33 protein-coding genes are annotated in these 25,422 nt (G+C 35.4%); 21 read left to right on the plus strand and 12 right to left on the minus strand.

Features of this window, described 5'->3' with window-relative positions; translation table 11 throughout:
* Window positions 1–10: 10 nt before the first annotated feature.
* A complete protein-coding gene (locus tag ACQKNC_RS07395) occupies window positions 11–982 on the plus strand; it encodes an HD domain-containing protein (RefSeq protein WP_427424198.1) in 972 nt (323 codons plus the stop codon).
* Between the two features lie 59 nt (window positions 983–1,041).
* Here ACQKNC_RS07395 and ACQKNC_RS07400 read toward each other — a convergent pair whose 3' ends face one another.
* Window positions 1,042–1,377 carry a hypothetical protein gene (locus ACQKNC_RS07400; protein WP_427424199.1) on the minus strand — a complete coding sequence of 112 codons (336 nt, stop codon included), beginning with the start codon at window positions 1,375–1,377 and terminating at the stop codon, window positions 1,042–1,044.
* Between the two features lie 307 nt (window positions 1,378–1,684).
* Here ACQKNC_RS07400 and ACQKNC_RS07405 point away from each other — a divergent pair, with 307 nt between their 5' ends.
* The 4 genes from ACQKNC_RS07405 to ACQKNC_RS07420 all read left to right on the plus strand — a co-directional run bounded on the left by ACQKNC_RS07405 (window position 1,685) and on the right by ACQKNC_RS07420 (window position 3,562).
* Window positions 1,685–2,083: a MarR family winged helix-turn-helix transcriptional regulator gene (locus ACQKNC_RS07405; RefSeq protein ID WP_427424200.1), complete on the plus strand. Its 399-nt coding sequence runs from the start codon at window positions 1,685–1,687 to the stop codon at window positions 2,081–2,083.
* Complete coding sequence (locus ACQKNC_RS07410; protein WP_427424201.1) at window positions 2,083–2,430, plus strand: DUF3147 family protein; 348 nt, start codon at window positions 2,083–2,085, stop codon at window positions 2,428–2,430. Before ACQKNC_RS07405 ends, ACQKNC_RS07410 begins: the two co-directional genes overlap by 1 nt.
* 11 nt (window positions 2,431–2,441) lie before the next feature.
* Window positions 2,442–2,924 (plus strand): GNAT family N-acetyltransferase, encoded by a 483-nt coding sequence (locus ACQKNC_RS07415; RefSeq protein WP_427424202.1) that lies wholly within the window; start codon window positions 2,442–2,444, stop codon window positions 2,922–2,924.
* A 173-nt stretch (window positions 2,925–3,097) separates the two neighbouring features.
* A complete protein-coding gene (locus ACQKNC_RS07420) occupies window positions 3,098–3,562 on the plus strand; it encodes a hypothetical protein (protein WP_427424203.1) in 465 nt (154 codons plus the stop codon).
* 86 nt (window positions 3,563–3,648) lie between these two features.
* Here ACQKNC_RS07420 and ACQKNC_RS07425 read toward each other — a convergent pair whose 3' ends face one another.
* Complete coding sequence (locus tag ACQKNC_RS07425; RefSeq protein ID WP_427424204.1) at window positions 3,649–3,996, minus strand: hypothetical protein; 348 nt, start codon at window positions 3,994–3,996, stop codon at window positions 3,649–3,651.
* 320 nt (window positions 3,997–4,316) lie between these two features.
* On the opposite strand from ACQKNC_RS07425, the gene ACQKNC_RS07430 reads away from it, so the two are divergent.
* The 4 genes from ACQKNC_RS07430 (at window position 4,317) to ACQKNC_RS07445 (ending at window position 6,908) form a co-directional block, all read left to right on the plus strand.
* Complete coding sequence (locus tag ACQKNC_RS07430) at window positions 4,317–4,826, plus strand: hypothetical protein (RefSeq protein WP_427424205.1); 510 nt, start codon at window positions 4,317–4,319, stop codon at window positions 4,824–4,826.
* 230 nt (window positions 4,827–5,056) lie between these two features.
* Window positions 5,057–5,845: a lipid II flippase Amj family protein gene (locus tag ACQKNC_RS07435; RefSeq protein WP_427424339.1), complete on the plus strand. Its 789-nt coding sequence runs from the start codon at window positions 5,057–5,059 to the stop codon at window positions 5,843–5,845.
* Window positions 5,846–5,855: 10 nt separating this feature from the next.
* Window positions 5,856–6,467, plus strand: a complete 612-nt coding sequence (locus tag ACQKNC_RS07440; protein WP_427424206.1) for a hypothetical protein — start codon at window positions 5,856–5,858, stop codon at window positions 6,465–6,467.
* Between the two features lie 81 nt (window positions 6,468–6,548).
* Window positions 6,549–6,908, plus strand: a complete 360-nt coding sequence (locus tag ACQKNC_RS07445; protein WP_427424207.1) for a hypothetical protein — start codon at window positions 6,549–6,551, stop codon at window positions 6,906–6,908.
* Window positions 6,909–7,273: 365 nt separating this feature from the next.
* Here the strand turns inward: ACQKNC_RS07445 and ACQKNC_RS07450 are convergent, their stop codons facing one another.
* Together ACQKNC_RS07450 and ACQKNC_RS07455 are read right to left on the minus strand one after the other, a co-directional pair.
* Complete coding sequence (locus ACQKNC_RS07450) at window positions 7,274–7,738, minus strand: hypothetical protein (protein WP_427424208.1); 465 nt, start codon at window positions 7,736–7,738, stop codon at window positions 7,274–7,276.
* A gap of 157 nt (window positions 7,739–7,895) precedes the next feature.
* Window positions 7,896–8,069 carry a Spo0E family sporulation regulatory protein-aspartic acid phosphatase gene (locus tag ACQKNC_RS07455; RefSeq protein ID WP_427424209.1) on the minus strand — a complete coding sequence of 58 codons (174 nt, stop codon included), beginning with the start codon at window positions 8,067–8,069 and terminating at the stop codon, window positions 7,896–7,898.
* A 525-nt stretch (window positions 8,070–8,594) separates the two neighbouring features.
* On the opposite strand from ACQKNC_RS07455, the gene ACQKNC_RS07460 reads away from it, so the two are divergent.
* A complete protein-coding gene (locus ACQKNC_RS07460; RefSeq protein WP_427424210.1) occupies window positions 8,595–9,221 on the plus strand; it encodes a hypothetical protein in 627 nt (208 codons plus the stop codon).
* Window positions 9,222–9,232: 11 nt separating this feature from the next.
* On the plus strand, window positions 9,233–9,787 hold the full coding sequence (locus ACQKNC_RS07465) for a histidine phosphatase family protein (RefSeq protein WP_427424211.1): 555 nt from the start codon (window positions 9,233–9,235) through the stop codon (window positions 9,785–9,787).
* Window positions 9,788–9,887: 100 nt separating this feature from the next.
* Here ACQKNC_RS07465 and ACQKNC_RS07470 read toward each other — a convergent pair whose 3' ends face one another.
* Both ACQKNC_RS07470 and ACQKNC_RS07475 read right to left on the minus strand, forming a co-directional pair.
* Window positions 9,888–10,442 carry a GNAT family N-acetyltransferase gene (locus ACQKNC_RS07470; RefSeq protein ID WP_427424212.1) on the minus strand — a complete coding sequence of 185 codons (555 nt, stop codon included), beginning with the start codon at window positions 10,440–10,442 and terminating at the stop codon, window positions 9,888–9,890.
* Window positions 10,443–11,044: 602 nt separating this feature from the next.
* On the minus strand, window positions 11,045–11,641 hold the full coding sequence (locus ACQKNC_RS07475; RefSeq protein WP_427424213.1) for a hypothetical protein: 597 nt from the start codon (window positions 11,639–11,641) through the stop codon (window positions 11,045–11,047).
* 397 nt (window positions 11,642–12,038) lie between these two features.
* Between ACQKNC_RS07475 and ACQKNC_RS07480 the strand changes: the two genes are divergently transcribed.
* Window positions 12,039–12,533: a GNAT family N-acetyltransferase gene (locus tag ACQKNC_RS07480; protein WP_427424214.1), complete on the plus strand. Its 495-nt coding sequence runs from the start codon at window positions 12,039–12,041 to the stop codon at window positions 12,531–12,533.
* Between the two features lie 100 nt (window positions 12,534–12,633).
* Window positions 12,634–13,053: a GNAT family N-acetyltransferase gene (locus ACQKNC_RS07485; protein WP_427424215.1), complete on the plus strand. Its 420-nt coding sequence runs from the start codon at window positions 12,634–12,636 to the stop codon at window positions 13,051–13,053.
* A 54-nt stretch (window positions 13,054–13,107) separates the two neighbouring features.
* Here the strand turns inward: ACQKNC_RS07485 and ACQKNC_RS07490 are convergent, their stop codons facing one another.
* Window positions 13,108–13,269 carry a hypothetical protein gene (locus ACQKNC_RS07490; RefSeq protein ID WP_427424216.1) on the minus strand — a complete coding sequence of 54 codons (162 nt, stop codon included), beginning with the start codon at window positions 13,267–13,269 and terminating at the stop codon, window positions 13,108–13,110.
* 572 nt (window positions 13,270–13,841) lie between these two features.
* Here ACQKNC_RS07490 and ccsB point away from each other — a divergent pair.
* Window positions 13,842–15,011: a c-type cytochrome biogenesis protein CcsB gene (gene ccsB, locus ACQKNC_RS07495; protein WP_427424217.1), complete on the plus strand. Its 1,170-nt coding sequence runs from the start codon at window positions 13,842–13,844 to the stop codon at window positions 15,009–15,011.
* Window positions 15,012–15,113: 102 nt separating this feature from the next.
* Here ccsB and ACQKNC_RS07500 read toward each other — a convergent pair whose 3' ends face one another.
* The 3 genes from ACQKNC_RS07500 to ACQKNC_RS07510 all read right to left on the minus strand — a co-directional run bounded on the left by ACQKNC_RS07500 (window position 15,114) and on the right by ACQKNC_RS07510 (window position 18,369).
* Window positions 15,114–15,314: a cold-shock protein gene (locus tag ACQKNC_RS07500; protein WP_053592785.1), complete on the minus strand. Its 201-nt coding sequence runs from the start codon at window positions 15,312–15,314 to the stop codon at window positions 15,114–15,116.
* Window positions 15,315–15,557: 243 nt separating this feature from the next.
* Window positions 15,558–16,184 (minus strand): response regulator, encoded by a 627-nt coding sequence (locus ACQKNC_RS07505; RefSeq protein ID WP_427424218.1) that lies wholly within the window; start codon window positions 16,182–16,184, stop codon window positions 15,558–15,560.
* Window positions 16,177–18,369: a sensor histidine kinase gene (locus ACQKNC_RS07510; protein ID WP_427424219.1), complete on the minus strand. Its 2,193-nt coding sequence runs from the start codon at window positions 18,367–18,369 to the stop codon at window positions 16,177–16,179. The genes ACQKNC_RS07505 and ACQKNC_RS07510 overlap by 8 nt, the downstream gene beginning before the upstream one ends.
* A 207-nt stretch (window positions 18,370–18,576) precedes the next feature.
* On the opposite strand from ACQKNC_RS07510, the gene ACQKNC_RS07515 reads away from it, so the two are divergent.
* Window positions 18,577–19,497 carry a hypothetical protein gene (locus ACQKNC_RS07515; RefSeq protein WP_427424220.1) on the plus strand — a complete coding sequence of 307 codons (921 nt, stop codon included), beginning with the start codon at window positions 18,577–18,579 and terminating at the stop codon, window positions 19,495–19,497.
* Window positions 19,498–19,583: 86 nt separating this feature from the next.
* A complete protein-coding gene (locus ACQKNC_RS07520; RefSeq protein WP_427424221.1) occupies window positions 19,584–20,561 on the plus strand; it encodes a thymidylate synthase in 978 nt (325 codons plus the stop codon).
* On the opposite strand, the gene ACQKNC_RS07525 is transcribed toward ACQKNC_RS07520, so the two are convergent.
* Complete coding sequence (locus ACQKNC_RS07525; protein ID WP_427424222.1) at window positions 20,558–21,265, minus strand: hypothetical protein; 708 nt, start codon at window positions 21,263–21,265, stop codon at window positions 20,558–20,560. The two genes, ACQKNC_RS07520 and ACQKNC_RS07525, sit on opposite strands and share 4 nt — an antisense overlap.
* A 577-nt stretch (window positions 21,266–21,842) precedes the next feature.
* Between ACQKNC_RS07525 and ACQKNC_RS07530 the strand changes: the two genes are divergently transcribed.
* The 5 genes from ACQKNC_RS07530 to aspA all read left to right on the plus strand — a co-directional run bounded on the left by ACQKNC_RS07530 (window position 21,843) and on the right by aspA (window position 25,129).
* A complete protein-coding gene (locus tag ACQKNC_RS07530) occupies window positions 21,843–22,043 on the plus strand; it encodes a hypothetical protein (protein ID WP_427424223.1) in 201 nt (66 codons plus the stop codon).
* A 42-nt stretch (window positions 22,044–22,085) separates the two neighbouring features.
* Entirely contained in the window at window positions 22,086–22,295 is a 210-nt protein-coding gene (locus tag ACQKNC_RS07535) for a thymidylate synthase (RefSeq protein WP_427424224.1), read from the plus strand.
* Between the two features lie 104 nt (window positions 22,296–22,399).
* Window positions 22,400–22,810, plus strand: a complete 411-nt coding sequence (locus ACQKNC_RS07540; protein ID WP_427424225.1) for an Rrf2 family transcriptional regulator — start codon at window positions 22,400–22,402, stop codon at window positions 22,808–22,810.
* 75 nt (window positions 22,811–22,885) lie between these two features.
* Window positions 22,886–23,515, plus strand: coding sequence for an NAD(P)-dependent oxidoreductase (locus ACQKNC_RS07545; RefSeq protein ID WP_427424226.1), 630 nt, complete (start codon window positions 22,886–22,888; stop codon window positions 23,513–23,515).
* Between the two features lie 195 nt (window positions 23,516–23,710).
* The gene (gene aspA / locus ACQKNC_RS07550) at window positions 23,711–25,129 is read left to right on the plus strand and encodes an aspartate ammonia-lyase (protein WP_427424227.1); all 1,419 of its coding nucleotides are present in this window, start codon (window positions 23,711–23,713) and stop codon (window positions 25,127–25,129) included.
* Window positions 25,130–25,150: 21 nt separating this feature from the next.
* On the opposite strand, the gene ACQKNC_RS07555 is transcribed toward aspA, so the two are convergent.
* The coding region (locus ACQKNC_RS07555; RefSeq protein ID WP_427424228.1) for a hypothetical protein at window positions 25,151–25,422 on the minus strand (272 nt) is incomplete at its 5' end.

Below are 25,422 nucleotides of genomic sequence, written 5' to 3' on the forward strand. Positions count from 1 at the left end.
AGATGCTTATATGATTATTTCTGATAATATATATGGCGAATTCGAGATAGAGGACGTGTTAACGGAACTTATTTCGAGTAAACCAGTGCAAAGATTGAAGGGTATACATCAGGGTGGTGCAAGTTATCTTGTAAATAGTCGATGGAATGTAACACGTTATGAGCATTCGATTGGAGTTATGCTGCTAATTAAACAGCTTGGAGGCTCTTTAGAGGAGCAGATTGCAGGATTATTACATGATGTTTCACATACAGCTTTTTCGCATGTTATTGATTTCGTCCTTGAAAATAAAGCGGAAGATTATCATGAAGAAATATTTATAGATGTGATTAGGAATTCAGAAATTCCTATTATTCTTAAAAAGTATAACTATAATTATGAATACCTACTATTAAATACTGGGAAATGGGATTTACTTGAACAACCAGCTCCTGAATTATGTGCAGATCGAGTAGATTATACGTTAAGGGATATGTATGTATATGGGCAAGCGTCACTAGAAGAAATACAAAAATTTATAAGTGACATTATAATTTATCAAGGGCAGATGTGTCTTAAAAGTATTGAAAGTGCAGAATGGTTTGTGAAAACATATTATCAAGAAGTTCTTGATTTCTTTATGAATCCGTTAAATATTTATGCCTATGATAAATTGGCACAAACTTTAAAGTTATCATTAGAAAAAAAGATTATTACACTTGCTGATTTTCTTATGGAAGATAATGAACTAATTGAACGGATGAAATCTTCTAATGATAGGCAAGTACAGAGCCTTTTAAAACAGCTTCATGCAGATGTAAAAGTGAGAGTGGATCAGAAAGAATTTGATATTCATCAAAAGAATAAAACTCGGCTTATCGATCCTTTGCTTTACCTTCATAATAGATTAATAAGGGCAAGCGAATTATCTGAGGATGTTAGAAAAATGAATGTAGCTGCTAAAGAAAAATTTCAACAGGGTGTCTATGTGAAAATTTTATAAATATCTCGGGGATTTTCCGATAAAGCTAGTAAGGGGCTGTCTTCTGACGGCCCCTCATTTTATGTAAACATCGACATAATATATTTGCCTGATAACATAAAAACTGCATAAATTGCAAGAGAGCTAATGACGGAAATGCTAGGTTTAAACCAGGTTGTTAATAAAAATGCAAGAACCGTAAAAAGTAACATACCGACAGCCCCAAACACTGTATTTTGTAAAACGCTATGGAAAGTATCTTCTTTCATATTTTTCATCTGCATGCCCATATTGATAAGAGTTAGGATAGGCAATGCCGTAATGATGCCTGATAAAAACAGATATTTTGATTGGCTTAACAGTAGTGCTAAGACCATGATAGTGCCGCCGACTATAAAATATAGAATATACAACATATATAACCCTCGATTTTTTATTCAGAATAGTATAATAATACTTCGCGAAATAACGCCGTACAAGTCCCTGTTTTGAATAATTAGCAAGAAACTGAGAAAGATAGACTTTTATCAAAAATAACTAGAATATTTCAGTCTAGTTGATAGGGTTGATGACTGTGTTTTTATATCGATAATCTATCTGGATGTTTACCAATTTGTTCGTATATTAAAATATCTGAAAATATAAGCTTTAAAAAATTCACTTTCAATACATCGTACTTTACGATATAATCGATTTGGACGATATATTAAAGGAGCAAATTTGATGATTAAAGATATAAATAACTATTTTACATCAATTTTTTACCATCTACATACAACGCATGAAGATACAATTTCACATCAAAGCGTGCGTATTTTACAGATGATTCAAAAGGAAGATGAAGTAACAGTTCGTGATATTGCGGAGTTACTGAATATTTCTCAAAATACAGCTTCAGAGCATATAAAAAAGCTGGAGCGTAATGGTTGGGTAACAAAGGAGCGGGCTATCGACGATCAACGCAAAGTACATCTTCATCTAACAGCTGAAGGGCTTCACATCTTAAAGAAAAACTCAGAATTAGATGATGTGAAACTGCAACATGCACTAAACCAGCTTTCAGAAGAACAACAACAAACGATTTTACAGGCATTTCGTCTATTAAGCGAGGTGGCTAAATAATGTACACACTTGTAAAAATTCTTTGCTCAGCAGCCGTTATTGGTATTGTGACAGAGGTTGCTAGAAGATTTCCAACCTATGGTGGCATTATCGCAGCACTACCACTTGTCAGTATTTTAAGTATCATCTGGCTTACTGTGCAAAGTGAACCGAGTGAGCATATTCAGCGATTTACGGTTGGTGTAATCGTTGGACTACCAGCGACAATGGTCATGCTATTTGTTATTTATATGGCAATGAAATCATCGATCCATCTCGTTTTTGCCATCGGACTAGGAATTGTTTCGTGGGCAGTATTTCTAGGTGTTCAAAAAGCTATTACTAGTATATTTAATATTTCTATTTAGGAGGATGTTAGATGACAGTGATTCCTATTCAACAATTACCCCAAAATGATGTGGTGCAGTTTTTTAAGGAGCATTGGGGAAGTACGGAAATGGTCATTTCCAGTGGGATATATGACTGCAGTAAATTAGATGGCTTCGCTTATGTAGATGAACAAAACAAGATTTTAGGTCTCGTAACGTATATCATTCGTGATGAAGAATGTGAAATTATTTCTCTTGATAGTATTGAAGAAGGAAGGGGAATTGGTTCATTGCTTGTACAAGCAGTTGAACAGCATGCATTCGAACAAAGCTGTACAATGATTACCCTTATTACGACAAATGATAATTTACATGCGTTAAAATTTTATCAAAAACGTGGCTATCACTTAGTCGAAATCATACAAAACGCAGTCGAGCAAGCAAGAGCATATAAACCCGAAATTCCTTTAATCGGCAATGATGGGATTCCAATACGTGATGAAATACGATTAGAAAAGCAATCTGGCTTATAATGAGTCAGATTGTTTTTATTATGCATAAAAAGGTAGTGCAAAGAAGTGAGCTAGAAGATTGACTGTATTTAAATGCCAATTGGCGAAGAAATATCCTTACTCAATATTTTCAAGGTTTCATCACCTACGATTTCTCGTTATACTTGATAGGTAGCAGGAAAGTGAGGAATGAAATGAAAAAAGTACTATTTGTTTTATTATTTAGTGTTCTAGTGGTAGGAGCGGCCTTTATCATTTTTTTAAAAAGTAATCCACCACTTGTCATGAACAGCTATATGAATCCTACAGATGATTCGACGATAAGAATCGTAGAAATAGAGAATAAAGGACTACGTGAGATAGAACTTCAGCAAATACTCGTCAATGATAAAGTACCTGAAAATGCTGAACTTGTCGTAAGTAGGGCTGAACCGTTTGAAGCAGAAACGAAGCTAGTGGGTAATCCGAATATTACGTATCATAAGTTAAGGCAAGTAGACATTTTTCCTAGTCAGTACATAGATCGCAAGGCCATTGGAAAGCAGCCCCAGCATTATGCAGTGAAGGTTGAAGCACCTACTATTAAAAAAATAACGATTAAGTACAATTATTTAAAAATGCCATTTACTTTAACAGCCGAGTTACAAGCTACAAAATAATCACATTAGAAAAGCGCTAGAAATCAACGTTTTTAAAATTGATTTCTAGCGCTTTTAAGGTTTTGACCAGTATAGTCCCAGACTGATCACTGACGTTTTTTCAATTGTAAATTGCCTTTATTAAACATAACAAGTCCATTGAATCGCTCATAAAGAGCATAAAACGGATATAATACAGCCGTATATAGGATAGGGGAAGGTATTTTTTCAAAAAGAGGGATTATGCTGGAAATTAAAGGAACTAGTGTTTTTGTTATGAAAATTAATAAAGGAATTATTGCAATTAAACCAATTAACAGAAATGGGGTTACTTTTGTTTCTTTTAATTTGGCGTAACAGTATGGACATTTCATGGTAAATGGTGATGAAAAATCCTCAAAGTCATCAAGCGTTATTGCTTCTTGACAATTTGGGCAAGGTACAGATGTTCTCATAATAAATCTCCTAAAAAACAAATTCACTCTAGTATAGTTGAGCATTACTTCTAAAGTAAACGGAAAATATTAGAGCTTAGGAGTTGGGAATAGTGTTAAATATTCCAGAAGAGAGCCGGCCTTTACGGTTAATTTCCCTTCATTGCATATGTCCGTTAAGTCAGGGTGAGAATTTAAGTGGCTAATGCACTCTATACTCGTTTTTTGTCTTATCATTTATGCCCATGTCATTTCATAAGATTGTTTGATGAAAAAATACTATAACACCTAAAACATGGTAATCTAATAGTAACAGTCATTGTAATGTTAGGAGGGACTAAATGGGATTTATCGTTATCGGCATAGTACTTGTTATCTGTATTTTCACTGTGACTTTAGTGGTTATAAAGAAGCATTCAAAGGGAGATATAAAGTTGGAAGTTACACCTGTGTGTGAAGGGAAAAATGAATTAGATCAAGCTATTATGAAGATATACTTTAAGTTTTCAATCGGCAATCTGGCACATCGTAAAAAAGAAATAATAGGCAGTATTGATTGGTCAAAAGGATGGATGCCTGTTTGCTATAATTTAAAGGAAAATGGAGCCTATCAAAAGGATCGATTACTCCCAGTTACAAATGATGAAACATATACAACCTTTGAAATAAACGCTAAAAGTGCCATAGATCATCTCGGGCAGGGTGAGGGGTATGTTGTATTAGTGTTAGAGGACCCTATTTCTACAGATAAATCTAGAGCAGGTGTGATTCTTGCTGTAACCGCCAACATGGTGACCTACCAGCTATCTGATTCAACTAGCTGGAATAATGACTTTGCAGTTAATCATTAAATTCTGAGACAAGCTATTCATTAGGTATTTTCCTATTAATGAATAGCTTTTCTTTTTTGTAAGAAAATAATGGAACTTATTAAAGTGAATTTCGTAGAATATTAAAAGGAAGGAGTATCTCTGTTGAGTTCCTTACTATAAGGGGATAACTAGAGCTTGGATTACCGATACTAATGAACAAACGAAAAAGAAGGTAAAAGATTTTGGATATTATAACAGATAAATTGATCATGATAGCTTTATTTATTCTCATTATTCATTCGATAGAAACACTTGCGTATGCAGTTCGATTATCAGGTGCACGTGTAAAATTACTAGCATCTGCACTATCCTTGTTTAATGTGATGGTCATGTTTTCGAGGTTGGCAAATATGATGCAACAGCCTTTTACAGGAAGTTTGACTGACACAGCGCCAAAGGAAAACACACTCGCATTTGTGGAGCAGCAGTTCCGCATACTTATTGGCGCCGCTTCACTTGGTACATTGGTAGGCATTCTTCTATTGCCGACATTTGTAGCAATATTTTCAAGAGCTATTATTCATTTGTCTGAGGAAAGAGGCTCCATTCCAGCATTATTCAAAAAAAGCTTTAGTTTCGATTATGTCAAACGGGGAATAAAACATATTAATCTACCAAGCTTTTCATACTTAAAAGGTATTAGTTGGCGCGATATCCCTGTTAAATTATTTATTATTAATGTCGTCATTACGGCTATTTATACAATTGGCGTTCTATCTGCACTTTACGCTTCTTTATTAGTTCCTGAAAGATCGACAACTGCTGTGATGTCGTCAGGGCTTATTAATGGTGTAGCAACGATGCTATTAATTATATTTATTGACCCTAAAATTTCCATTCTAGCAGATGATGTTATCAATCAAAGAGGCAGCTACTTAAGTCTTAAACGAGCTTCTGTGATGATGATGGGTTCAAGGCTGCTCGGTACATGCTTAGCACAGCTATTATTTATACCTGGGGCAAAATATATTGCCTGGTTTACTCAATTTATGACTTAGGAGGATTTACATGAATCAAGAATCGTATGACCGCCCAACAGATTATTATGACCATCAGTTGTTTACTATAGATGAGCAAATTTGCACTCTTATAAATCAGCGTAACCATCTATCAAATAACAATCCTGGTTTTCCACCCGATGAAGCGCTTGCTCGTTGGGCAAAAAAATATGGTTTTTATGAAGCCTTTCTTGCATCATTATTTGGGGTGATGAGAACAGAAGAGTATTATAAACCTCGCGTAGAGCCGACTGATTTTAGAAAGCATATTCCAGTTTTAAAGTCAATTGAAGTTGATGAACGATTCTATACGGTAACTTATATTCGGCAGTATCAAAATGCAAGTGTTGTACAACTATTAACCGATTGGGATCCTCGACAAGAATCAAATGTCCATGTTAGACACAATTATACTCATAACAGTTTTGAGTTGTTTGTAGGAGAAGAATACGACTGTTGGATCGATAGCGGAGGAGGAACAAATGGCCATGACAGCTGCACTTTTATCGTTTCACCTCCGTTACCCGATAATATAAAAGGATTAGATTTTGTCTTTAAAGAATATAGCGATGCCTTTGGGGAAAAATCGACTGGATTGATGATAACTATTCAAGCTGAGTAACAACTTTCTCTAGGAATTAGAAGGATAGATTGAAGTTAATATAATCATGATAACTTTCAAGGAAAGGAAAATTGATATCTAATGAAAAAATTATGCTTCCTAATTTTGACGATGTTTGTGTTAGTTGCTTGTAGTACAAATCAACAAGAGGAGGTACACTACATAGCCAAAAGTGATCACTGGAAGGCCGTTTATCATAGTAATACTGAGGAGGGCTTAAAACTTTTCTATCTTGGAGAAGAGCAAGACTTAGGTGATTTACAAATAACGATAGGAGGGTCTAAAGAATCAATAACTTTCAATGACGTCCGAGTAAATACAGATAAACAGTTTATCTTAAAGAAAAGAGAAAGTGCAAAAATTTTTAAAAAGGATGCTGCCCCAATTATTCAAATTAAATGGCAGTCTCACAATGAGACTTTAGAAGTACGAAGTGTATGAAAAAATAAGTATTGGAATACGTGAAAAAATAAGTGGATTTTACAGTTAAGGCGACATCTTTGATACATACTTTACGCACAAATAATATATGGACATCAAGCATTAATTGAAAACCATCGTAACAGTTTATAGAGGAAATAAAGCAAGAAATACAGCAAAAAGCTTTATCTTTTAGAGGTAATTAAACAATTTAGCTCGCCGCTAGGAGGAAGTCATTACCCTCTAGAGGCGAGCTAAAAAAATGATATAAATGTTGTGAAAAATATTTTTGGAAATTTACTTAAAAATGTTGGTTTTTTCATCGATTTTGCTACTATAAATCAATTTTCGAGCATACAATAAATTAAACAACAAACGAAATAGATTTAATACATACTATTACTTTGATAAATACTATTTCCAAAAAGGATGGTTTGTGTCTCAGCGTCAATGACCAGGTATTTATGATAAGTCTCCTGATTAGATTGCTTAAAGGATGCTAAAAAATATACTTGTCTATTGGGATGAATAAAAGTATGTTGAGAGAGGTCTATTTTTTCACGTATAAAATTTGTTTTTAAATGAAATGTTTCTTCTGCTTTCGGTACGTCCTTAAAGGCTATTTTTTGACGAATGTTCAAGGTAGCATTGTTATATTCCTCGTAGATTGTCCTGTCTAGTTGATGATAAAAAGCATTCTCAGCAAGAAATGTTTGATATTGATTATTAGGATATTTATAAGATGTAGTTCCAGAAGGTATGCAAAGAATCGGTGCTGTGTTTTCTACTGAATCTTGAGGCTGCTGTAGTAAAAAGCTTGAAACGAACAATGATAAAAATAATACCTGCATGAATAGGCCTCCTTTTTCCTGTCATAAAGAAGATATCCCATTTTTATGTTATTTATACGTATATTTACAACAGTAATAGGAATTTGATGTCTATTTTATAAACGGAACCTAATGCAGGAAATGCAGGATTAAACTAGACGAATCATTTGAAATAGTTTTAGCTGGCTTTATTGATCGCTTTTGAATATTTATTTAGTAGAACATCTAGTTCTTGACTACAATCTACCACGCTAGGATGAGTGAAACCTAAATCCATAGCTTTTCTATACATTATTTTTCTTTTAATTTCAATTTCCATCTTCAAGAAGTGTTTAAACGATATATTAACCAAAATCTTTTCCCCCTAAAATTTTTTCTCCATGTTCTTGGAATACTTTGACCTCGATTCAACTTTTTCATTGTATCTCACCAAAGATAAAAAATATGTCATATTGTGTATAGAGTGAGAAATTCGTAATTTAGTCATAGAAAAATATCTTACTTCGTAAAAGTAGGGAAAATTAGAAAATTTATTATTGAATAATTAGATCTATTGAAATTACCTTTTATTGTATTATTTGTGTATTTTATTACCCTATATATAAAAATATTAGGCTTTTTTTTTGGTTATATTTTAGAAAATGTTAAGAGTGAAATTTAATAGATTAGCATCTTTTTTACTATAAAAATTTATGTCAGCTTCGATTGAAATTATAATGAATTTCATATCTTGTCACAATTTATCAAATAAACTTCTTTGTTGTTTGTTATTGAAGAGAGTTTATTATGGTTGATAATGTTGAGAATTTTCGAAAAATATAGAATTATAGATAAATGGAGTTGCTATTCTAATCAATCGTAGGGGAGGTTTACGATATTGAAGTTAAGGTGGCTATTACTAAGCGTTTTTATCGTTTCTAGTGTAATATTAATAGCATGTTCAGAAGTGAAAACAAATACAGGAGAATCTTCAGGATCAAATGCGACTACTAATCTTTACGTTCAACACGTGGAAGAATCAAAACCGACATCTCCAGCTTTTGATAAGGAGTATGATTTTACATATTTAGAGGAATTGCCAGAGGACAAGAGAGCTTTATATGAAGAATTCTTAAGCAATGGGGATATTAATAGTTTAAAGACTTTTACACCAGAAGAAATGGTGTTAATTATGATGAATTTAATTTTTGAGCATAATTTCGATAAACTGTATGCTATTACCTACAATAACCATGAGCTTCCTGAGAAACAAACCTTTATAGCAGAGTATATAGATTATTTATTGGATGAGGATATACAGAATTATTTAATGTACAGATACTACGATAATATTTCCTTGAATAAAGATTCTAGCACCGAAAATATAGCAATTGTCCAATTGGAGATAATTTTCGGAAGTTCCCATTACGGCAAGACATTTGCCTTATTAAAAGAGGATGGTATGTGGAAGGTTGATTTATACAATTATATGAAAGAAAAGAAGGCAAAATCTGAAGAAAAATAGAGGAGATTAGAATGACTGTAATATACTTTGTTAGACATGCTCATTCTCACTATACAGCCGATGAGTACAATCGTCCACTCTCTGACAAAGGGGTTGAGGATAGAGATCGTGTTACTACACTTTTTAAAAATAAAATAATCCATACTATATATTCAAGTCCATATAAAAGAGCCATTCAGACAGTGGAAGGAATAGCACAAGAACATAAATTACAGATAAATACGATTGATTCTTTAAAAGAAAGAATACTTTCTAATGGAAGATTACTGGATTTTGACGCTGCTATTCATCAAGTATGGAGTCAGCCGAATTTCGCATTTGAAGGTGGAGAGTCAAATGAAACCGCAAAGGAACGAGCTATTACTACCTTGCAAAAAATTTTACATACGCATCCAGATGACAATGTAGTGATTAGTACACATGGTAATATAATGGTCTTAGTGATGCAATATTTTGCTCCGCAGTATGATTACTCATTTTGGAAAAAACTTTCAATGCCTGATGTGTACCAACTAACATTTCAGCATTTCGTATTAAGTGATGTTCAAAGAGTTTGGAAAGAATAAGAGAAGGGGCTGTCTATTGACAGCCCCTTCGTTTATGTTATCGAGAACAATATTTGATTTAACGAGAATGTCGAAGTACTCCCACTCAGTGGAAAATTACTTATCCAATATGATTCCATTCTTCTCGTAAAAGGCCAAATAATAATACATCATGAAATTGACCGAAACGGAAAATCTCATTGCGTAAAATACCTTCATTTGTAAAGCCACATTTTTCATAGGAACGAATAGCTCCTTTATTAAAGCTGAAAACCTGAAGCTTAACTTTGTTAATAGCCATATAATTAAAAATAAAATGAATAAGAGTTTTCATTGCATCCGTTCCAAGTCCTTTACCTTGCCATTGTTCGCCAATCGAAATGCCTACAAAGCAAGTACTATTTTGCCAGTTGATTGCATAGACACCGCAGGAGCCGACAAGCTCATTAGTCGACTTTTCAAATATACCGAAGATAAACTCCTCTTTTTTGCCACTAATATTTTTAAAGAATGAAGCATGATCCTCGAATGTATTTGGAAAGGGAATCTCGTCGTTTGCAAGGAGCAACGACCTTTTTTCACTCTCGATTTTTACAAATGCTTCTAAATCAGAGGAAGTCATTTGTTGTAAAGTAATAGCTTGACCTGTAAGAAATTCTTTAAAATAATTTTCCATTTTTTTCTCCCTTATTCAAGGGCTGCAGTTAGAGTCTACATCCCTTGGATTATTTGTTGTATTAACAAAACATCAACTGCACTTGTCGCACTCATATACACAACTCCTTAAGTTTAGATAACTTTATAGTAGCATTTTTAGTAATTGATGGAAATAAATATTTTTTATCAGGTATGTTGAATAGCAAAATATAAGGTGATTATTTACATATAAAAGAGTTAGTTGCTGATATTTATGTATACCCTTTTAGCTAATTGTTGCTGATGACAACTCAAGTGCTCCTATCGTTTTACTTTCGTCGCAGTGTAAAGCTTCTCGTGGGAAAGTGAGCGACCAGTAGGAACGGAACTTAACTACACGATATGGTGATGAGCCTTTTTAAAATGTTTAAAAGAAACGCCTGATTTTTAAAGAGGGCACTGAAAAACTCTAAAATAGGATGTTTTTACAGTATTTTTTTGAATTAGGATTATTTTACTTTACGAGGATTTAGCACGGCGGCGTGAGACTCCTGCGGGAAAGCGAACGCCAGAGCGCTAAATCCTAATGATAGATTTTTATTAGAGTTTTATTGAAAAAACCACTTTTTCAGTGGCCTGATTTTAAATTATAGTTTTTTTTGAAGGGCGCCAATTGGTTTGATTATCAACATCTTTTTGCTCTATCCAATTTAGAAAATCGTCAAGGCATCGAATATTGTGGTCTAATACTGCTTCATATATATAAATTGAAGGAAGTATTATAGATTTCTTTAGCAATTCTTCTTTTATATTTAAAATATACTTTCGACTCTCAATTGTTAAGGAATCGGTCATGAACGATACTAAATCTCTTGATAAAGGGCCATTTCGTGTTTCAGAAAATAACCACATATCTATATTCCAAATTTCTGATGGCATATGCTGATATTGTATTTTAAAATAGTAACCATTAAATGGAGATTCCAAATAATTACGATACTTTAATTCTAAAACCTTCGGATTGCTTGTTAAATCTGATAATTTCGACATGGCTTCAGCTGCATTAGGACAATAACTAAAGGTTTCTATATCGATATCTAGATCCACTAGTAAATCATACGCTGTAGCACCAACAACATAAGCTTGTCCAATTGTATTCCATTTTTCTAGCAGTTCTAATTCTTCTAGAATGAGCATGGCCGTTTCTTTTCGCTTTTGAGCTCTTTCTAATAGTTCCAAAATTTACACCTACCCAAAAATAAATTTCTAAATCATGTTAGAATACATTATATTTGTCATTTATTCAATATCTTATTTAAGGCCAATTTAAATCAAAAAGAAGGAAGAATAAATGCGTACTTTCAATACCTATTTTAATGGTCTAATGAAATATTTACCTAAAGGAGCAACTTCAATTACAACTTGCAATAGGAGCAACTGAATCTCACATATAAAGGTTACTTGATGTCTTTCCTAAGTGTCCTGAGTCACTTACCGATTTATTAAGGATGTTAATGGAACGTATAATAAACCATGGGGAAGAAATGATTAGTGTACTAGCGCTAGGGTCTGATATTGAAGAATATCCATATTATGAGGAAGAATTCGAGGACTGAAGATGAAAGGGAGAGCTTCGATGAGATTAAAATTTTATGAAGAAAATGATGAACACTTAATTGAACAATATACGATCACGGAGGAGCAGCTTCGCTATACGATGTCTCCGAAAGCAAGCATCGAACTAGTGAAGCAGGACAAAAATCGTCATGCCATTCTTGTATTAGATAAAGACAAGCTCGTAACTTTCTTTGTGTTACATGAAAAAGAGGGTGTTAAGCCATATTCCTCTAATGAAAAGGCGATTTTAATCCGTGCCTTTTCGACAGACTTTTATGAACAAGGTAAAGGTTATGCGAAAGCGGCATTACAGTTTTTACCGGGCTTTGTTTCGGAGCATTTTCCATATATTAACGAGCTTGTGCTAGGGGTTAATCAACCGAATATTGCGGCTCAATCACTATATAAAAAATGCGGTTTTGTCGATGAAGGAAGGCTGGCAACAGGGTTCAGGGGTGTGATTAAAGTGATGAGTTATTACATGAATAAGATTGATAGTGAAAAACTTGATTAGTAATGTAGAACTTGTACAATGATGGAATCTATTTAATTTTGCAGAAAAATCATTGCATCTTAAAATCTATGCGTTTATATAATAGAATGAGGGGAACAGAATGACACATTTGCTAGAAGCAAGTATGGAACATATCGAAGAAATTTGTGCGATTGATCAAGAAGTAGTTGGTGATTTTTCAAGAAGTGAATATATACGTACAGCAATAAACCAAAAACGTTGTATCATTCAACAAACTGAAAAAGGGATTGCAGGTTTTCTTATTTATACAAATGACTTTTTTGAAAATAGCTTCATCTCATTAGTTATTGTCAAGCCATCTGACAGAAGAAAAGGCGTTGCTACAGCATTATTATCATTTTATGTAGAAATGGCTGCCTCTCCAAAAATCTTTTCTTCTACTAACCAATCAAATACTAGTATGCATATGGTATTTGAAACGGCCGGATTTATTAGAAGTGGATTTATTGAAAACTTAGATGAAGGTGACCCCGAAATCATATATGTGAAATTTAAGTAGGGGATGTTCTAAGGCAAGTCTCGCAGTAGAATGACTGCTACGAGGCTTGATAGGTTATTTTCTTGCTCGTATTAATAATAAGGAAGGGCGACGATGCTCTTTTTCTAAGGAAGGCAGTTTTTGAATGGCCTCTGAATCAGGAAGCGGTTCAAGTATTTTTTCTATCGTTAAGTCATGTTCGATTAATGTATTGATGATTGTTGAGTATTGTTTCATAGTTAACCTCCACTTATCTATCATAACTTTATGTAACATTTGAGCATATTTTTTTCACATAGCTCCCATAAAAGAATACTTTTTAGAGTCCATGCCAACTTATGTAAATCGCCATCTATTTTCTTATATAGATGGTTATTTTTTTGATGTGATGACGTCTTTTGGGAATTTTTCCATTTACTCACGCCACTAAATTGTAACAATTCCAAAAAATAAAATAATTTAAAGGGAAATGATGGCACTTATTTTGATGAATAACGTTATTTTTATTGGAAGCTACTAAATAGTTTCCGTAAAAAATTACAGAAGGTAGGGTGGCATTTAAAACAAGTTGAATTGAGTGGAGACACTGGGATTAGCGTCACAGAGAAGACGCTAGAGTGAGCCTAAGCTAAAAGCATCACATCCTATGATAAAGACTTCGTGACCTACATCGTGTACTGCCGCTACGTTAGCACTACCTTTTCGCGACATTTAGCATGTGTTGCCCAAACAGCTCATTGCCCCAGTTAGAACGTAAATCAACCTCACGTTATGGTGATGAGCAAAAAAATACTTTGGAGGATATTACATTGAGTAAAGAAACATTATTAAGTATAAGTAGTAATTCATTGTTCGCGGCATTTATTTTACTACTAATCGCCATTATACCGATTGGGCTTGCCGTAAAATCGAAAGGAAAAATGTTTGGAAAATTAGGTCTTCTGCTTACATATATTGCTTTTGCTTTACAGCTAGTTTATTTCATTTTAAGGTGGATAGCTGTTGATCATGCACCTGTAAGTAATATGTATGAGTTTATGACGTTCTTTGGTATCATGCTTACTGGTAGCTATTTGATCATTCATTTCTTATATAAACAAATTGTTGTAGGCTTGTTTACCATCCCTGTGTCATTAATTATTCTCGGATATGGAAGCGTTTTTACAAAAGCGGTTTCACCACTTGTTCCATCACTGCAAAGTAATTGGTTAACGATTCATGTTATGACAGTGGCATTTTCAAGCGCTATTTTATCAATATCGTTCGCAACAGGTATTATTTATTTATTAAGAACATTAGATGTTTCTAAATTTACGAAAAGTACAGTTGCTTTGGAATTCGTTATGTATTGTTTAATTGTCGTGATTGGCTTTATTGGCGTGGCCACTTACTTTAACTTAGCAGCAGATAAAATCGAGGTTCAATTTGAAAATAAGCTAGGGAAGGAAGAAACCGCTGTTTATACTATGAAGCCGCTGATTGTCAATAAAGATGCAGTAACATCTAGTGGGGATCAGGTTGGTATTTTGCAGATTACCAATAAGATAGATGCGAAGAAATTGAATTCTATTGTATGGTCATTTATAGTTGGAACGATTTTATATGCGGTGATTTTACTCATTACGAGAAGACGGTTAATTGTTTTTTTAAAGCCATTAACAAACCGTGTACAGCCAGCTTTAATGGATGAAATTTCATATCGAGCTGTTGTCATAGGATTTCCGTTGTTTGCCCTAGGGGGACTTTTGTTTGCTATGATTTGGGCACAGATTGCTTGGAGTAGGTATTGGGGCTGGGACCCTAAGGAAGTATGGGCACTTATAACGTTTTTATATTATGCTGCTTTCCTTCATTTCCGACTTTCCAAGGGCTGGGAGGGAGAGAAGACGGCTTGGTTAGCGATTATTGGATTTGGAATTATCGTGTTTAATCAGGTATTTGTGAATCTAGTTATTGCAGGATTACATTCTTACGCATAAGGATGCTTGCTTTTTTCTTAAGCTGTATATAGTTAACTAAAAAAGAGACATCCGCAATTTGGATGTCTCTTGAATTTTGCACTATTCATTCTAAAGCTAAAATTAAAGCTTTACAACATTAGTTGCTTGTGGTCCGCGGTTACCTTCTTCAACACCGAACTCAACTTTTTGGCCTTCTTCTAAAGTTTTAAAGCCATCTGATTGAATAGCAGAAAAGTGTACAAATACATCATTTCCACCTTCTACTTCGATAAAGCCAAAACCTTTTTCTGCGTTAAACCATTTTACTGTACCTTGTGTCATGTGAACAACCTCCCAAAAAAATTCAACAATCATATTCCTTCGATCACTTGCAAAAAATGACGCATTCAAAAGCTCGTATTGCTTTTGAATACGTGAATTTAACGGCTAAGATGAAGTAATGTAATTATTTTTTTCATTATATAACAGTTCCAGATATTTATCCAGTATATTCCGTTTTTAGTAAGAGAAAATTTACATTGTAATGTTTTTATTACAGTTTATGCATTTTAGAGGACTCTATAATTAGTCAATCCAGGCTTTCTCCTTAGCGACAATTACTGCCTCTGCACGTGATTCTACGCTTAGTTTGACAAAAAGTTTGGATAAATAGTTTTCAACTGTACGCTGTGTGACCCCGATGGCAGAAGCAATTGCTTTATTTGTACAGCCTTGTGCGACGAGCTGTAAGATTTCTTGCTCTTTGTCGCTTAGTAAAACATCTTGTTGCACATTTGGTAGATTAGTCCGCTGATGTACAAAATCTAAAAAATCAGCTGCCAATAGGATTTCGCCTCTTAGAGCGGCTTGGATGGTTTGAATTACTTGCTCTTTCGTGGCAAGCTTTGATAAAAGTCCATCCACCTTTTTCTCGATAAGTAGTTCGTAATAATCGGAAAGCTCGTATCCCGTATAGAGTAAAATAAGTGCTTCTGGTTGCTTTTTCTTAATCATTTCTGACAGCTGGATGCCATTGATAGGTTTCATATTAATATCAATCAAAAATAATTGAAAAACTTGGGCATCCATTTTCGGCAGAACGGCGGCACTATCCTGCTCGGTGTCTATACGGACATTTGCTAAATCCTGTAATAAAGTTTTTGTACCATCTAAAACGACAGGATGGTCATCTACAATAAGAATATCAATCATATGATTCCACGTCCTCTTGTATTTGAATAAATATATGCATTCCTTCATTATGACTGGAGGTTATCGTGATCTCTCCATTAAAAGCACGGACACGTTCTCGAATACCGTTAATGCCCATAGAAGCTGAAGATTGCATTAAATCTTCAATATTACAACCAATACCATTATCTTCGTATTGGAGGATGAAGCCACGATCTATCGCTTGGAGTCTTAGTGAAACTTCGGTTGCCTCAGCATGCTTAATTGCATTATTTAAGAGCTCCTGTACAAGGCGATAGACGACTAAATGTAAGGTTACATCTTGGAATTGGACACGCTCTATTTGGGCTTTTAACAAAAAGTCGGCCCGTATTTTTACCTTTTGGGTCAGTTTTTTTAAAGCGATTTGTAACCCAAATGTGTCTAGCAATGGAGGGCTTAAATTCTCACAATACTCACGTAAATCCTTCGAAGCATTCAGCAATTGCTCTCGAATATCTAATACCTTTTCTTTTTTTATACTAGGCGAGCTAGCAAGTACATCTAACTCTCTCGCTAAATGAAGTTGCTCCTGCAAAATAGTGTCATGTAATTCCTGCGCTAAAATACTTTTTTCCTTTTCAATGATATTCCATAATAATTTATCGAGCCAAGGAAGCTGTGTATCATTGTTATCCTTCATATGTTTTATTTCACATACTAAATCTTCAATGAGCTTTAAATTATCAATAAACATTGAAACATAAAGGGCAAGTAACTCTAACCAAAGAAGCTCTTCTTTTTGTAATACATGTCTAATTTTTAATAGGATTTTTTCTTCACTTGCATCATGTAATAGCAGATGAGTCATTTCATTCCCTATGTTGACTTCACCACGAGTGAATGGCACATGATCCGTTATGAATGTAATTGTAAAAGCTGTAGTACCAAGCTTTTCTGTTATTTCATACTTGAATTGATCCAGTAATTCTTGCTGATTTTTTGCCTTACCCATACGATTAACAGCGGCATATAAATTATGTACGTAATTGCCAGTGGATGAAAATATAATCTTTCGATACTTAAAATCAAGCTGCTCTTTTATATAGAAGCTAGCAATGACAACGAGGAATATGAATATAAAGACACTCGTAATTTTAACAATCGATAATTTGTCTATTAACAGTATGGTAATGCCTGTAGTTAATATTAATGCACTAAAAAAAGCAAGTGTTGAATAATAACGAAAACGAGATAATTGATATTCAATATCGAATAATCGTTCATTCACTTGAATGAAGATAAAAGAAAAAGGAATAAACAATAAAAATAAAGCTGCTACCTCAGAATGTAAAATAGGATTCTGGCCAAATATTTCAGGCACGACGAAAAACAATAAAAACGGTAAGAAAGGCGTAATAAACGCAATAGTAATCAGGCGGATCTTTGCCAGTTTAGTTCGTAAATAACTCGTTAGTAAAATATAGATGGCATAGAGAACTAGTACAGCAAACAAGCCTAAGTAAAATAATGATGATATCGTCCTGAAGTCATTATAAAATATTTCAATGAAATCACAGCAAGGTATCAAGAGTAATATTAAATAAAGCCACTTAGTATTGATGTAGAGCCATTCTATACGTAGATAGCGGAAATAAAATTGTAAAAAGTGAATGAAAAGCACTATGCATAAAACGATACCAATAGTTATGATTGATGATCCAATTAGATTCCCTCTACCTGAAGCTCCTGCACTTATATAAGCCAATGAACAAGTTAATAAAAATAATGTTAGTAGACTAGTTAGCCGATTATCTTTATTTCTTCGCCATAAATAGATAGCGACGCCAAAAGATAAGACAAAATAAAACAGTGGAAAAATAATTTGCAAATAAAATTCTTCCGGAATATCCTTATGCTTAACTGTAACAGAATGAACATCACCATCAGGCTTCATAATTGTTAGTTCCTTAGCACTTCTAGCGAGTGAATCGAATTGGATAGAGCGAACATCTTCTGCAGGCTTGCCATCGATTGTCAGTAGTAGATCACCTTTTTCAATATTATTTTGCTGTGCCCAATCGGGATAATAGAAGTCAGTCATAACCGTATTTCCGCTAAATGTCTCTACTGAAATACCAATTAAAGGTATTCTCATTGCCACTACAAGTACGTAAATACCTAGGACTAGATAGGTTATCAAAATACTATATGTCCATTTACTCATAGTTTTCCCCCAATTATTTGCATGATAATATTGCCCCATTTCAATCTTAAGTACCTATATATTATCCATAATTATTGGTAATTTTGGAATACCGAAAAAGGTGTTTCGGAAAACCACTATTGCTTTTTCGGAATAACGAAGTAGTTTTTTCGGTGTAGCCTATGATAGTGTAAATCTAGCATATGTGACGAAAAGGGGGAGCGTTGCATGAAAAAGAAAGGATTGCCACTAATCCTTTTTTTTATAGTGGTTATAATGTCGTACCCGATGACAACAATCGCTAAGAATTTTGAGAATGATGCGGTGAAAGTAGATATTTGTATTATTGGGGGTGACAATCGTTTTGTCTATAAGATTCCAAAGCATTTACATAATAATACGCCGTATGTTGAAATGAAGAATAATATTGAATCTTCTTTAGCAAGTCATTGGAAGATTGGTGATGCTCGTTATGAAGCCCACCAGACGGATGTTGCGTATACTTTCTCTATTAAAGATTTAATTAATGAAAAACAAGATGGACAAATGAAGGTAGCGATACCATATACTTTTTTAGTAGGAATGTTTGGTGAAAATGATGCCGTTCAATTACGCATTTCGGCTAGCAAACTAGTCGACTGGACAGCTAACGCAAAGGATTGGGCAACTCTCGGCTTTGTGGAACTGCCCACTTATTTTAGTGAGCAGGATTATGTTTATGAGGGAGCTGTCAACGAGCTACTACAGCAGAGGGTAGGACATTTTAATGGCACGGTTATGAAAGGACAAATGGTACAACAAAGTGTTATTTATTTTAGCTTTATTATTGCACAACTTATTGCCTGTATATGTTTATCAAGGCGCTTAAAAAAGAGAATTATTGAAAATCCAGAAAACATGCATCAGTTCCGAAAGCTTAACTATATGTATCAAATCATTCCGATCATGATTATTGGTGTGCAAATTGTTTTTCTAGTCATGTCAGGGTTACTGACTGCGTTTGGTCTCTATTTTTCCCCAGGCATTGATCTATTGCTTATTATTGGACCCATTTTATTTAATATTATTTTGTTGCCAATGTTCTTTGTCATGATTGAAAGTGAAGTTTCAAAAGAGCTGGATAACAATTCCTTTGGCTCAAACATATAAATATTGTTTTTATTTTTTGAACGTCAAAATGTAGTTATTAGATGTTATAATGGTCAACAGCATACTTGAAGGAGCTGGTAATTGACATGACGCATCCAGAAATCGCGTACTTAAATTTACTACAACATATATTAGAAAATGGTGTTAAAAGGGAAGATCGAACAGGAACCGGTACATATAGTGTATTTGGTTATCAAATGCGATTTGATTTAAGTAAAGGCTTTCCTCTTTTAACGACTAAACGTGTACCATTCAAACTTGTAGCAAGCGAGCTACTTTGGTTCATTAAAGGGGATACAAATATTCGTTATCTACTGCAAAACAACAATCATATTTGGGATGAATGGGCTTTTAAAAAATGGGTTGAGTCTGATGAATATTCAGGTCCTGATATGACAGATTTTGGTCGACGTTGCTTAGTGGACGAGTCTTTCAATGCTGACTATAAAAAAGAATTAGCATCATTTTGTGAGCGTGTATTAACGGATGATGAATTTGCACGTAAATACGGAGAGCTTGGAAATGTTTACGGCAAGCAGTGGCGTAATTGGACAACATCAACAGGGGAAAGCATCGATCAATTGCAAGATGTAATCGATCAAATCAAACACAATCCAGATTCACGACGCATAATTATTAATGCATGGAATCCAGAGGATGTTATCAATGCTGGAGCAAAGGGCAGTAAAGCTGCATTACCTCCGTGTCACGTGATGTTCCAATTTTATGTCGCGAATGGTAAATTGAGCTGTCAGCTAATGCAAAGAAGCCTTGATACCTTATTAGGCTGTCCATTTAATATTGCATCATATGCATTACTGACACATTTAATTGCACATGAATGTGGTTTAGAAGTTGGCGAATTTATTCATAGCATTGGGGATGCTCATATATATTCAAATCACGTGGAGCAAGTAAAAGAACAGCTTTCACGCGAGCCAAAGGACCTACCAACCTTAAAAATTAATCCAAATAAAACGTCAATTTTCGACATAGAACTAGAAGATCTATCTATCGAGGGCTATGATCCACACCCAACAATTAAAGCACCAATAGCCGTTTAAACAGAAGCAGCAGCCGTTATGGTTGCTGTTTTTTTAGCGTACAAACAAGTGAAGCGACGGAAGAAACGGTAGAGCGACGGAAAGAAGTGAAGGCAAAGGATAGAAAAGCCAAAGCGACGGATAGAAAAGCCAAAGCGACGGAAAGAAAAGCCAAAGCGACCGAAAAAATGGCTAGAGCGCCGGAAAGAAGTGAAGGCGACGGAAAGAATAGTCAAAGCGACGGATAGAAATGCCAAAGCGACGGAAAGAAAAGCCAAAACGACGGAAAGAATGGCTAGAGCGACGGAAAGAAGTGAAAGCGACGGAAAGAAATGCCAAAGCGACGGAAAAAATGGCCAAAGCGACGGAAAGAAGTGAAGGCGACGGAAAGAATAGTCAAAGCGACGGATAGAAATGCCAAAGCGACGGAAAGAAAAGCCAAAGCGACGGAAAGAATGGCTAGAGCGACGGAAAGAAGTGAAGGCGACGGAAAGAAAAGCCAAAGCGACGGAAAGAATGGCTAGAGCGACGGAAAGAAGTGAAGGCGACGGATAGAAAAGCCAAAGCGACGGAAAGAATGGCCAAAGCGACGGAAAGAAGTGAAGGCGACGGATAGAAAAGCCAAAGCGACGGAAAGAATGAAGGCGACGGATCGAAAAGCCAAAGCGACGGAAAAAATGGCTAGAGCGACGGAAAGAAGTGAAGGCGACGGAAAGAATGGCCAAAGCGACGGAAAGAAGTGAAGGCGACGGATAGAAAAGCCAAAGCGACGGAAAGAAAAGTCAAAGCGACGGAAAAATTGGCTAGAGCGACGGAAAGAAGTGAAGGCGACGGATAGAAATGCCAAAGCGACGGAAAGAATGAAGGCGACGGATCGAAAAGCCAAAGCGACGGAAAGAAGTGAAGGCGACGGATAGAAAAGCCAAAGCGACGGAAAAAATGGCCAAAGCGACGGAAAGAAGTGAAGGCGACGGATAGAAAAGCCAAAGCGACGGAAAGAATGGCTAGAGCGACGGAAAGAAAAGCCAAAGCGACGGAAAAAATGGCTAGAGCGACGGAAAGAAGTGAAGGCGACGGATAGAAATGCCAAAGCGACGGAAAGAATGGCCAAAACGACGAATAATAAAGCCGAACCCGCAAAGCGCAAGACAAAACGCCAAAAGAGAGATTCTTTTTATTTAATATAGAACTTAATTCCAGTAATCTTATGAAGAATGTTTAAAATTATGAAAATATTTCCGATATAAGTTTTAATCTGGAAGTCCTAATAAATATTTAGAGGTGAATGATGTGAGGAGATCATTGATTTTTCAAATAGATGGAAGAGGACGTGAGCAGCGTTTAAGGACGAACTTGCTTACGAATATTTCTCAGCAAAAAGAGGAATCTATTCAACAACATGAGCTTTCACACATCTCTACAAAATTAACACAGGAGCAAATACATAAAATGATGCAAGTCATTGAGGAAATTCGCCTTAAAGGTTATAAAGAAAGACTATAAATGTAAGCGCCTACTACGCTATAATAGCTGAGGAGGTGTTTTATGATGAATGTGATATTTATAGAAGCGTTTACAGGTACAGAGCTTTTACAGATGGTGTCACATGATGTGGCAGGCATATTAGCTGCGACGCAGGGGGAAAGTGTGACGTTTCCAGTTGGCCATTTTAAGTATGAATTCCATAACTTAGACTTTTACGAGGAAAATGGGGAAATACGACAAGAATTAGTCATTTACGTAAAGAAAATATAGTTATCGTATAATGCCCTTTAAAATAGCAAAAAATAAATACAGGTACAAATAATTGCTTTTATTTAAGCCTGTAACTATAATAGTTACAACAGGTGGTGATACATATGGTGAACAGTCGATTTTCGGTAGCGATCCATATACTTTCGCTCATTGCAACAACATCTGATAAAAGCCAGTTGACATCTGATTTCATCGCAGGGAGTGTGAATACGAATCCGGTTGTCGTACGACGTATGATCGGGGTGCTAAAAAAAGCGGACTTGCTTACGTCACAACCAGGAATTGCAGGCTATGACTTATTAGTAGAGCCAAAAGATTTAACGCTATTAACTATTTACCATGCGATTGATGGGCCAGAACAGCTATTTGCGATTCATGATGAGCCAAATCCAGCATGTACGGTTGGTCAAAAAATCCAACATACATTGGAAGGTGTTTATACATCTGTTTGGCATGCAATGGAAGAACAACTACAAGCACAAACTTTACAGGATGTGCTAGATCAACTTCGTTAACATCAACGAAGTCGGTCTTTTGTATCTAACCTGTAACCAAAATAGTTACAAATGATAAATAGGAGGAATAATAATATGAAAATTGCGGTAATTGGTGCAACTGGGAAAGCAGGACAAAAAATTGTAGAGGAGGCACTACAACGTGGTCATGATGTAACAGCGATTGTACGTTCAGCTTCAAAAGTAACGGCAAATATTCCTGTAATTGAAAAGGAAGTATTTGAATTGTCACAAGAAGATGTGAAAGGCTTTGACGTAGTCGTAAATGCGTTTGGTGCTCCTTTTGGTCAAGAGGAATTACATGTGAAAGTTGGCCGTCATTTAATTGATATTTTCACTGGTATTGATACAAAATTATTTGTTGTCGGTGGTGCGGGTAGTCTGTTTGTAGATCCAGACAAGACTGTACGCGTAATGGATACACCTGATTTTCCAGAAATGTTTTATGCGACAGCTAAAAACCAAGGAGAAAATCTAAATGACTTACAACAATCTACTATTATTTGGACATTTTTAAGCCCATCTGCTTTCTTTGATCCAGAGGGTTCACGTACAGGAAGCTATACTATTGGAGAAGATCATTTATTAGTAAATGCTGCTGGGGAAAGTTATGTTAGCTATGCAGATTATGCCATTGCGGTGTTAGATGAGATTGAAAATCCAAAGCATGTAAACAGCCGTTTTACAGTGTCTTCTAATAAATAATGGAAACCGAGCGTAAAAACTGCGCTCGGTTTTTATCTTCATTCAATATATCTTTTTTGTGCGAAAGTGAAGCGGCAGCTACAATTACGCCAAGGCGAAATGATTATTTTTCGTTTTCGGACAATTGACTGTTTACAATACGAGATTAATTAGCTACTATCAAGTGTGAGTATTACATAAAAGGAGACGACAATTATGTCCACACAACGTATAGAAAAAGACTTTTTAGGTGAACGTGCCTTACCAAGCGATGCTTATTACGGTATTCAAACTCTTCGTGCAACTGAAAATTTCCCAATTACAGGTTACACGATCCATTCAGCGCTTATTAAAGCAATGGGTATTGTTAAAAAAGCAGCAGCTTTAAGTAATATGGAGGTACACCTACTTTCAAAAGAAATCGGAGATGCAATTGTCGAGGCTGCACAAGAAGTTATTGATGGTGAGTGGGATGCTGAATTTATCGTTGACCCAATCCAAGGTGGTGCTGGCACATCCATTAATATGAATGCCAACGAGGTTATTGCTAACCGTGCCTTAGAGATTCTAGGCAAAGAAAAAGGGGACTACCATACAATTAGCCCAAACAGCCATGTTAATATGTCACAATCAACAAACGATGCTTTCCCAACAGCAATTCATATTGCTGTGTTGAATTTAATAGATGAACTACTTCTTACAATGGAAAACATGCAAGCGGTGTTCCACCAAAAAGCGGAGCAATTTGCGCATGTTATTAAAATGGGTCGTACGCATTTACAAGACGCTGTACCGATTCGATTAGGGCAAGAATTTGAAGCATATTGCCGCGTTATCACTCGTGATATTGTGCGTATTCGCCAAACTCGCCCAAATTTATATGATGTAAATATGGGAGCAACAGCTGTTGGTACAGGATTAAATGCATTTCCTGATTATATTCAATCAGTTGATGTTCACCTTGCTGAAATTTCAGGTTTGCCGCTTAAAGGCGCTACACATTTGGTGGATGCAACACAAAATACCGATGCTTATACAGAAGTATCAGGCGCATTAAAAATTTGTATGATTAATATGTCAAAAATTGCTAACGACCTTCGTTTAATGGCATCTGGTCCACGCGCTGGATTAGGAGAAATCGTTTTACCAGCTCGTCAACCTGGATCGTCTATTATGCCAGGGAAAGTAAATCCTGTTATGCCAGAGGTTCTTAACCAAGTGGCCTTCCAAGTAATCGGTAATGACCATACGATTTCTTTAGCATCAGAAGCAGGACAATTAGAATTAAACGTAATGGAGCCTGTGCTTGTCTTTAACTTAATTCAATCTATTAGTATTATGAATAACGTGTTCCGAGCATTTACACAAAATTGCTTGAAGGATATTGAAGCAAACGAAGATCGCATGAAAGAATATGTGGAAAAAAGTGTTGGTGTGTTAACAGCAGTGAACCCGCATATTGGCTATGAAGTAGCTGCACGCCTTGCGCGTAAAGCAATCCTATCAGGTCGTTCAATTCGTGAGCTTTGCCTTGAAGAGGGTGTACTAACGAAAGAGGAATTAGATTTAATTCTAGATCCATATGAGATGACACATCCAGGTATTGCAGGATCGAGTATTATGAAATTAAAATAATTTATTATGAAAGCACTTTGTCTATAGCAAAGTGCTTTTATATTTGGTTAAAAATAAAATGGTCAGGCGCAATCTTGGTGAATGAGCGCAAGCGAAGCGGGTATAGGAACGAAGGCTAAAAGCATCACGTCTTGTTTTAACGCCTTCGTGACCAACCTCGTCGCTTTCGCGCAAAAACCAACTGCTGCTGCCGCTTCGCTTTCGCGCAAAAACCAACTGCTGCTGCCGCTTCGCTTTCGCGCAAAAACCAACTGCTGCTGCCGCTTCGCTTTCGCGCAAAAACCAACTGCTGC

The sequence above is a fragment of the Lysinibacillus sp. NPDC094177 genome, from assembly GCF_050279145.1.
In the GTDB taxonomy this organism is placed as follows: Bacteria; Bacillota; Bacilli; order Bacillales_A; family Planococcaceae; genus Lysinibacillus.